Source organism: Candidatus Methylomirabilis sp. (genome assembly GCA_036000645.1).
Classification (GTDB): Bacteria; Methylomirabilota; Methylomirabilia; order Methylomirabilales; family JACPAU01; genus JACPAU01.
Genome location: DASYVA010000205.1, coordinates 1 through 3,020, shown reverse-complemented (window position 1 = coordinate 3,020; position 3,020 = coordinate 1). Strand labels below are relative to the sequence as shown.

The following is a 3,020-nucleotide window of genomic DNA, read 5'->3' as shown; positions in this document are numbered from 1 at the left end:
GGTGCGGGTGACGACGTCGCCATCCCGAAGCAGGGTGAGGGGAGTTGGGACCCCGACGGCAGTCTCCGTGAGAAGCCGGTGCAGAGTGTCCACGTCGGGGACCGGGCTGTTCCCGAACCGGAGGATGCAGTTCCGGGGCAGCAGGTCCGCCTGGGCGGCGGGGCTGTCCGGTTCTACCGTCAGGATGAGGACACCGGAAGGTGCCTCAAGGCCGTGGCGGCGGAGCAGGCTGCGCGGGAGGGGGACCGTCTGCCCCCCGATGCCGAGGTAGCCGCGAACGATCCGCCCGTCCCGGATCAGGCGCGACGCCACGAAGGTGGCGGTGTTGACCGGAATGGCGAAGCAGAGCCCCTGCGCCGGGAGGATGACGGCGGTGTTGATCCCGACCACCTCGCCGGCGCTGTTCACCAGCGGCCCGCCGGAGTTGCCGGGATTCAGCGCGGCGTCGGTCTGGATGATGTTGTCAATGAGCCGGCCGGAGGTGGTCCGGAGGGAGCGCCCGAGGGCGCTCACGACGCCCGCCGTCACTGTGCACTGGAACCCGTAGGGGTTCCCGATGGCGATAACCACCTGCCCGATCTGGAGGGCGCCCGAGTCGCCGAGCCGAGCCGCCGGGAACCCGCTCCCCTCCACCCGCACGACCGCCAGATCCGTCCCGGGATCATCCCCCACCACCGCCGCCGGGAGGCGCCGGCCATCGCTCAGGGTCACCGCGGCGGCCGTAGCCCCGTGGACCACGTGGCTGTTGGTCAGGGCGAAGCCGTCCGGGGTGAAGAGGACGCCGGAGCCGCCGCCCCCGGGGTTCCCGGGGCCGGCCCGGCGGACTTCCAGGGATACAACCGCCGGGGTGACCCGCTCCACGGCCGACACTACGGCGCGCGAATAGGCGTCCAGGAGGGCGCCGTCCGAAGAGGGAGCACCGGCCGTCGGCCGGGGGGCTGCCTCCGACGCGAGAGGGATCAGGTGGGCTCGCATCACGGCCTCACTATTGAGTATTAGTTGAAGGCGGCCCTGACCGGCAACTTGGCGGCGGCGGGGTCCCGGCGGACGATGGAGCGGACCGTAAAGCCGCACGTCCGGCACCGCTTGTACACATAGAACCAGCCGGCCTCCCGGCGGGGCTTCCCCAGGTCCTCCATCCCCCTCACGCAGCAGGTCTTGGGTCTAGGGGGGGAGACGATCCGCTTCGGGTAGTTGTTGGCCGGGCGCTTGGTGGCGCTATACTCCACGATGGTCGGGATCTCCCGCGGCCTCTCCGGGACCGGCGGTCCGGCGGGCCCGGGACGGCCGGCGCGGGCCCCGCCCTGGGAGCCCCGGGTCGGGGGTCGGTGCGGGCGGCCCAGCCTGCGAAGCGGGTGGCCTTCGGCGGGAGTTCTCCGCTCAGGCTGGGTGGTCCGGAAGCGGCCGCGTGCCGTTCGGTTGGTGCGACGATTTGTCGTCTTCATGATGGCCTCACAGCTTTTAGACGCCGTCTGGCGCCGAATGATGCAGGGGTGGTGGGGGCGGCCGGGAGTAGCCGGCGCTGACCCGCTACCGTCCATGCGGCGAGGTGGGCCCTCAGCTCGCCGAAGCAGTCGGCCAGGACGTCGGGGTCCTTCCTAACCTTGGCCAGGAGGATGGCCCCCTCGATCCCCGCCAGGAGGAACCGCGAGAGGCGGGCGGGGTCGGCATCCCGGCGCAGGCGCCCCTCCGTCCGGGCCCGGCGCAGCACTCCCTCCAGGAATGCCCTCCAGGCCTCGAAGGCCCGGTCTAACCGCCGCCGGAACCCCTCGTGGGTGTCGCTCAGCTCCTGGGCCAGGTTCCCCACAGGACAGCCTCCCCGGCACCCGCTCTTCCGGGCCAGCTCGAGGAGGAGGTCGAGGTACGCGTGGATCTGGTCCAGGGGATCCCGCTTGTCCCCGAACGCCTTCTGCAGGACTCCCTCGGCAAACCGGCTGGTCTGCCAGTCCAGGATCGCGAAGCCCAGCTCCTCCTTGCTCGCAAAGTAGTAGTAGAAGTTGCCCTTGCCGATCCCGGTGGCCCGGAGGATTTCCTCGATGCTGGTGCTCCTGTAGCCCCGGAGATGGATCAGGCGGGCGGCCGCGTCGATGATCTGCTCCCGTTTCGCCCGTGCTGTCCGCGCGGTCACCCGGTCCCCCGTTCCGGCCCGTTCCCAGGATGAAAACCGACCAGTTGGTACATTACCAGGGCTCCCTGGGAATGTCAAGAAGCGGGCCTGCCGGGCCCTCCGGGCGGGGGCAAAGGGACGGGGCGCCCGGCACAATCCTCCGGCGTCGGCGTTGACAAGGCCAGCCGGCGGGACCACAATCCGGGGGGCCAGGCCCACGCGGGAGGCGAGACGTGCTCCTGGTAAAGATGGTCCTCATCGGGGGCCTGACCGGGGTTCTTTCGGGTTTGCTGGGCGTCGGGGGTGGGTTCGTCCTCATCCCCCTCTTGAGCGCCACCCAGGTCCCCATCCGGGAGGCCGTGGCCACCAGCCTCCTCTACGTGGTGTTCGTCGCCGCCGCCGGCGCCTGGAGTCACCTGCGGCAGGGGACCGTGGACTGGGTGCTCGCCGCCACGCTGGCCGGCGGCGCCATCCCGGCGGCGCCCCTCGGCTCACTGGCCGCCCACCACCTGCCGGCCGCCCTTCTGGAGGTGACCTTTGCGGGCCTCGCTCTCGCCGCCTGCGCGGGCCTGTTCCTGCGGCGGGAGCCGCGTTTCGCCGGGCACCCCGACGGGATGGGTGCCGGGCAAGACCGCGCGTATGTTGTCTGGCGGCGCTGCCGGTATGCCGGCACCGAGCACGTCTTCCGCGTAGATGCCCTCCGCGGCCTCCTCCTCGGCGTTGGGATCGGCTTCATCTCGGGACTCCTGGGTCTCGGAGGGGGATGGTTGCTGGTGCCCCTCCTGGTCCTCGTGATGGGGATCCCGGTCCCCGTGGCGGTAGGGACCTCTCTGGTCGCGATCCTGGCCCCGGCGCTGACCGGCGCCCTGGCCCACTATCGGCTCGGCAACCTCGAGCCCGGCCGCGCCCTCCC

4 protein-coding genes are annotated in these 3,020 nt (G+C 71.5%); 1 reads left to right on the top strand and 3 read right to left on the bottom strand.

Annotation, left to right across the window (positions count from 1 at the left end; all coding sequences use genetic code 11):
* The 3 genes from VGT06_11485 to VGT06_11475 all read right to left on the bottom strand — a co-directional run.
* On the bottom strand, positions 1 to 975 hold a 975-nt coding region (locus VGT06_11485), incomplete at its 3' end, for a trypsin-like peptidase domain-containing protein (protein ID HEV8663741.1).
* A gap of 20 nt (positions 976 to 995) precedes the next feature.
* Positions 996 to 1,229 carry a hypothetical protein gene (locus VGT06_11480; protein HEV8663740.1) on the bottom strand — a complete coding sequence of 78 codons (234 nt, stop codon included), beginning with the start codon at positions 1,227 to 1,229 and terminating at the stop codon, positions 996 to 998.
* Positions 1,230 to 1,441: 212 nt separating this feature from the next.
* The gene (locus VGT06_11475; protein ID HEV8663739.1) at positions 1,442 to 2,128 is read right to left on the bottom strand and encodes a TetR family transcriptional regulator C-terminal domain-containing protein; all 687 of its coding nucleotides are present in this window, start codon (positions 2,126 to 2,128) and stop codon (positions 1,442 to 1,444) included.
* Between the two features lie 212 nt (positions 2,129 to 2,340).
* Between VGT06_11475 and VGT06_11470 the strand changes: the two genes are divergently transcribed.
* The coding region (locus VGT06_11470) for a sulfite exporter TauE/SafE family protein (GenBank protein HEV8663738.1) at positions 2,341 to 3,020 on the top strand (680 nt) is incomplete at its 3' end.